Here is a 5496-nt window from a genome sequence, read left to right as displayed (position 1 = left end):
AGTGAAGTTTATCCCCTGGTGTCCCACTCGACCCTGACACAGAGGGAATACGCGGGATGGATGGCCCAAGAAGCCGGCAACGAGCGGAGGGCTCTGTGGTGGACGGACACCGCGGTGGCCATGGCCAGGGAAGGTGGTGATCGGAACATGGGCGAGTACGCGCTCGTACGTCGGGCGTTGATCACGATGTACGCACATGACGGGATCGGCACCGTGGAATTGGCCCGACACGCCCAGCGCGATTCTTCGGTCTCCACTCGGGTGCGCGGTCTCGCCGCCAAACGTGAAGCTCAAGGGCATGCCCTGGTCGGGGACTCGTTGTCCTGCGAACAAGCCCTGGAACGGGCTCGCACCTTACTGTCCGCCGCTGTCGATGACGGATCAGCCGGCGGTCCGGAAGTCCTGGGTTCGAGTCACGTCACCGATCCGGTCGGGGTGACGCACGGCTGGTGCCTGGTCGACCTGGGAAGAGCGAAGGACGCGGCCGAGCTTTTGGACAGGGAGTGCTCGTCGTTGCCCGGGGACGCCAAGCGTGCTCGGACACGTTTCGGGGTACGTCGGGCCTTGGCCCATGCCCTATCAGGTGAGGTGGAACATGCCTGCGCCATTACCGAGGAGGTGCTGGCGGACGACGGTCACGGTGATTCCGCGACGGTCCGCTCGGACATGCGACGGCTGCACCAGACGCTCACTCGATACCACCGTCATCCCGCGGTGCGTGAACTCTCACCCCGACTACTGACCGTGTTCCACCAAGGGTGAGCGATCGTGCGGGGCGGGTCCAGCGGCACCGCCCCGCACGAAAGGGCCGATCCGAGCCCGTGTCTCCCCGTCAGGCCCCGGCTCCGTTTCGGGTGTGGGAGGGAGCGTCGAACTCATACCCGAACCAGTCCGCGCCTGGGTAGGGGGAGGAGAATCCACTCTCCTCACCGGACACCGTCTCCTCACCCTCCTCGTCATCGGGCAGGGGATGAAGGTGTCGGATCTCCTCGGCCAGGCGTGAGCTTCCCGCTTTTTCGAGCGTCACGACCAACCGATGCACGAATTGGATCCTGCTGTCCTCATCCTTGTCATCGACCTCCTGGAGAAGCGCCCGTGCCACTGCGGTGGTGTCCAGGTGGCCGGGCTCGGCACCCGCTCCCCGTCCCTCATGGTTCTCATATCCGACCGGTCCCATTTCGAACCCGGTGTCGGGCTCCTCGGCCCTGCGTTCCCTCAAGAAAGCGAACTCCTCCGGGGCGGCGTCTCTGAGTCGGGTCAACAGGTCCGCCAGATCCTCTCCCTTGGACGCCTCGGCCAGCCTGGCGAGCGTCTCGATCAGCCCATGGGTACGTTCGACGTCCGTTCCACCCCGAACCAGGTCCCATACGATCGCACTGCCCGGCGTGGCTAGGACGTCTTCGGCGTAATACTCGCGTTTTGCGGCCTCCACCGACTTCTCCACCTCCCAGACCGCGTTCTCCTTGCGAACCCGGGAAAGTCGGTCGAGGCGTGTCAGGTCCTCTTCCCGGAGAGTGAGCTCGACGTCTTCGGCCCAGACCTCCAAGGCGCCCTCGTAGGTGTACATCGCCACGCCCAAAGCTGCCGCGATCTGGTGGCGAGCCACGTCGTGATCCCCAGGGTGGTAGCGGACCGTGTTCTTGCGGGCCCGATCGACGACCACGCTCCGAGCCTGTCCAGCCGGGTTGCGCAGGCGAGGGTCAGGAGCTCCCGTCCACCGCCACATCACCATCGCGGAGAACAGGAATGGGTAATCGTCCTCACGGCTGGGCAACAAGTCCCCCTTGATCCGAGAGTTACGAGGGCCACTCTCCATGAACGGATCCGGGCGTATCTCCGTCTCGCCCGGAACCGCCGCTTTGGGACTGCTGAGCATGAGGACCAACCCACCGATGAGTAACAGGATCGGGGCCCACACCAGGGACCACCAACCCACCGCCAAGTGGAGGAGTCCGCACAACGACACCACGATCGCGATCATGATGATGGTGTGACGACGTATGTCACTCATTCGTTCTCCTTCTGAGGGGCGGTGGGAGCCCCCGCCAGGTGCACTCCCTGCGCCTCATCAATGCGGCGAAGGAGCAGCTCTCGTTCTCTTCTTCTGATCCGCAGTTCCTCGGGTCCGGAGGCACCGCGAGGCAGGCGAAGGGCCGTGGTGTAGAGGGACGACAGTGTCCCCGCCCGGGAGGAAGCCCTCACCAGGATTTCCATGAACTGTTCCGAGCGGCCGGCCCAGAGCTCCCCATAGCTCCTTGTCATCGACGGCTCACGAATCAGGAGGAGAACGAGTCCTTCACCGACCCAGCCCAGGAGGCCCGGATCTATGGAGCGTCCCGGAGATCCACGCAACAGAAACTCGGGGCGGGTCAGTTCTCGGAACAACCACTGATCGATCTTCTCGTCGCGCTCTCTGAGCCTGTTGGAGAGTCGACGCAGCGCCCGGCGGTGAAAGGAACGATCCTGCGCCAATTCCAACAGCTCCGTTCTCGCTGTCCGGGCGACCTCCGCCTCCTCGTGGTCGGCGAACAGATGTAGCCGCACCAGAGCCTGTTCCGGATATTCCGTCACAAGCTCTTGCACGCACACCGCGATCAGGACTTGGGCGAAGCGTCGAGGAAGCCTTCGATTACGCGCCCATCGGTAGATCTGGTGCCGCGCGAAACGTCCGTGACGAGCATCCTGAAGGGCCGTTGCCAGGGCCACCGCAGCCTGGGGGGCATGGTTTCCTCCACGGGACGTGCGTCGACTCCATTCCTCGATACGGGCGAAAACCTGGTATGGGCGATCGACACGCAGTACCTGCCCCGTCCAGCGTTCGGTCACCCGGTCCCGATCGACCGGTAACAGTTCGGGGTCACGGACACAGGTGTCGGCCCAATCGTCGAAGACACCGTGCAGCCAGGGGTAGGCGTCCCAGAGTTCATTTCGAATCGCCGACGCCTGCCCGATACGTTCGAACCGAATTCGACGGTCTTCTCCGACTTCGAGCCCCAGGTCCACCAACTCCTTCCGAAAGTGGTGGCGTTCAAGGGGCGGTGTCTCGTTCTCCGGAGAAGCGATCATGGGTAGGAGTCGCTCCACCGCGGAGGAGAGACGTTCCACCGGGGCCTGTTCCAAGAGCGATGCGGCGAAGAGGATCGCCCGTCCCCGTCCCGTCGCCTTTTCGAGCGGTTCGAGGAGTCTTTCCCCGCCCACTTCGAGGGCAGCGTCCAGCCACTCCGTGACCCGACCGGCCCGGTCGCGGTCCTGATAGACCCTCTCGACTCTGCGAGCGAACTCCTCGAGTTCCCCCATCGAGGCGTGACCGGCCCATTCGCGCACCGCTTCGGGAACGTACCGGGGAAAGAACCCCGGGACGTCCCGGGAATCGAGGTGTCGGGCGAGCACCGCGATCGGAGATGGTCGGCCCAAACGGACCACATGGTCGCGTAACTCCGCAGGCACCCGTGCCTCATCACGGCGATCGAGGAGTACGACCAACCAGGACCCGACCTTCCGTGCCTGATCGCGCAGTGCTTCGAGCCCACCCAGGACTCCATCCGTCAAAGGTGTTCCGTTGCGAGTGAGGTCGAGTAGTAGACGCTCCCCTTTACGTAACTCCTCCACATCCAACCGAGGAACCTCTTCCTCACTGGTGAGGTCCTCCCGCACATCGTGATCGTTCTCCTGGCCTCCAGGTACCAAGAGCATGTGAGCGGCGGTGCGGAGGCCGTCTCCCTGACGCCCCAAGAGCACGAGCGCGCCATGAGTGTCCAGGTAACGGCGTTGGTTCTCCTCATCCAGGCCCGGAGGTGCCACGAAGCGCCTGCGCAGGACGCCGAGCCGATCACCGGCGACCCGTCTGCGTCGACGTCTGAGGCGAGGAAGGCCGTCATCACCGAACTCGAATCTGGAAGCGTCCTCGGGGGAGACTCCCTGGAACAGGATCTGATTTCCCCGACCATAGTGGGCGGGTGAGTCCCGATGAATGTTGCCATGACCCGTATGGGTCGTCTGTTCTGCGTCACCGGCCGGGGGGTCGGTCTCGGGCGCATCAACCGGGTTCATCGACTCCTCCGTCGTTCGAGTGCCCCGATGATCTGATCCCCGGTACCGTGATGAACGGGTGAGTTCCGGTGGATGTCACCGGTTCCGTTGTGCACGATTTCCGGGGACCCGTTGATGATCGTTCCGACCTCACCGCTCACTCCGGACACCCCATTGTTGGTGTGCTCACGCGCTTGCACCGCGTAGCCGTGAACATCGCGCATCGTATTACCGGTGTTCGTTTCCGTGTCTCCTTTTCCGGCCTCTTCCTTGGCACGACGGGTGGTCTTCTCCTCCAATTCGGGCGCCGCGATTTCCACGGCTTCGATGAGTTCCACCAGGTCGCTTTCGTTGGTGCGGTGCCGGTAACGCCGGTATTGGCAGCGGGCCAAGGGGGCGAGATCCTCGGGCAGGTCCCTCGTTCGCAGGCGAGGGGTGTCCTCGATCAGGACCGGGATGACCGTCGCACCGGTGTCGAAGGCGGCGACGATCTCCTTCCTCGTCCAGTCATCGGGGTCATCCAGGGCGCGACGACCATCGCCTTCCCGCGGTTGCGTCCAGCGTGGACCGATGACCGCCAAGAGCACCTCACAGTTATGCACCGCCCTCCCCAGCTCCTTCTCGAAATCCGCCCCGGAAGGAATCGACTTGCTGGCGCGGAACACTTCCTCCTCGCCGAATCTCCGGGAAAGCTCCCGGTCGATCAGGGTCGCCACATGTTCGCCATCACCGGTCCGATAGTTGATGAAACAGCTGTTCACAGCTTCCTTTCAGCAAGCATGAGAAATTAAGACCGCTCTTAATTTGCACACCACAGAACAAGCAACCCAGAGGAAGCCTCTCGGTCGCCGGCTTCGTGATGACGTTCCGATAATGTTCCGTCAGCCCTGCTTTGAAAAGGCCGGTCGACTCGTTTCCCACCGACTTTCCTCGGGGAAACGGGAAACCCGGACAGCGACGGCGGCACACCGCACGGAGACACTCTCGTGTCACTTGGGGGTGCGACAGATGTCGGATGAGGGGCGCCCGGGTGACGAATTCACCAGACCCGGCCCACCGGCGGTGGACGAGTCAAGGAACACTGTTCGAATCCTCACCGTGTCGGCTTCGGCTGCTCCCTGAGCGGGGTGACCATGGCCCAATGCGATCACTCGCTCTCCCCGCGCGACCACCCGTCCCATCGGCAGGGCGGACCGGTGGGCCCATCGGTTACTCCGTCACCCGGTTCCGGCCCGAGGCGCGGGGGTCGCGCGCGCTCGCCGAGCACGGGCGGGTGTCCCCTTCCGGGTTCTGCGCGCGCCGTCTCCGCCGGTCGCTGCCTCTCACCTACTCCGGGGAAAGAGGAGACACCAATCGACTGAGTCCGAATTGTCAGCATTCGATTCTGGGCATTCTTCACAAGGATCCATAGAGTGCCTTGCGGCGCCACTCCGAAAAGGCGTTCGTGCACGTTGGAGCGCACCTTTG

The 5496-nt window shown here is 63.8% G+C and carries 3 protein-coding genes and 1 pseudogene; 1 reads left to right on the top strand and 3 read right to left on the bottom strand.

Translation table 11 applies throughout. From position 1 onward, the window contains the following. Nucleotides 1-762: pseudogene (locus D472_RS26275) on the top strand (helix-turn-helix domain-containing protein); the annotation flags it as partial. A gap of 70 nt (nucleotides 763-832) precedes the next feature. Here the strand turns inward: D472_RS26275 and D472_RS0122990 are convergent. Genes D472_RS0122990 through D472_RS0122980 form a run of 3 tightly spaced genes read right to left on the bottom strand, consistent with a single transcriptional unit; the run spans nucleotide 833 to nucleotide 4790 of the window. Further along, nucleotides 833-2011 carry a hypothetical protein gene (locus tag D472_RS0122990; RefSeq protein WP_017606791.1) on the bottom strand — a complete coding sequence of 393 codons (1179 nt, stop codon included), beginning with the start codon at nucleotides 2009-2011 and terminating at the stop codon, nucleotides 833-835. Then, entirely contained in the window at nucleotides 2008-4050 is a 2043-nt protein-coding gene (locus D472_RS0122985; protein WP_026117990.1) for a hypothetical protein, read from the bottom strand. Before D472_RS0122985 ends, D472_RS0122990 begins: the two co-directional genes overlap by 4 nt. Then, on the bottom strand, nucleotides 4047-4790 hold the full coding sequence (locus D472_RS0122980) for a toll/interleukin-1 receptor domain-containing protein (protein ID WP_017606788.1): 744 nt from the start codon (nucleotides 4788-4790) through the stop codon (nucleotides 4047-4049). Before D472_RS0122980 ends, D472_RS0122985 begins: the two co-directional genes overlap by 4 nt. Nucleotides 4791-5496: the final 706 nt, after the last annotated feature.

Origin of the sequence: Nocardiopsis alkaliphila YIM 80379, assembly GCF_000341005.1 — a bacterium.
GTDB classification, from domain to species: Bacteria; Actinomycetota; Actinomycetes; order Streptosporangiales; family Streptosporangiaceae; genus Nocardiopsis; species Nocardiopsis alkaliphila.
The sequence above is the reverse complement of the archived record's forward strand: the minus strand, read 5'-3'. Positions and strand labels throughout refer to the sequence as shown.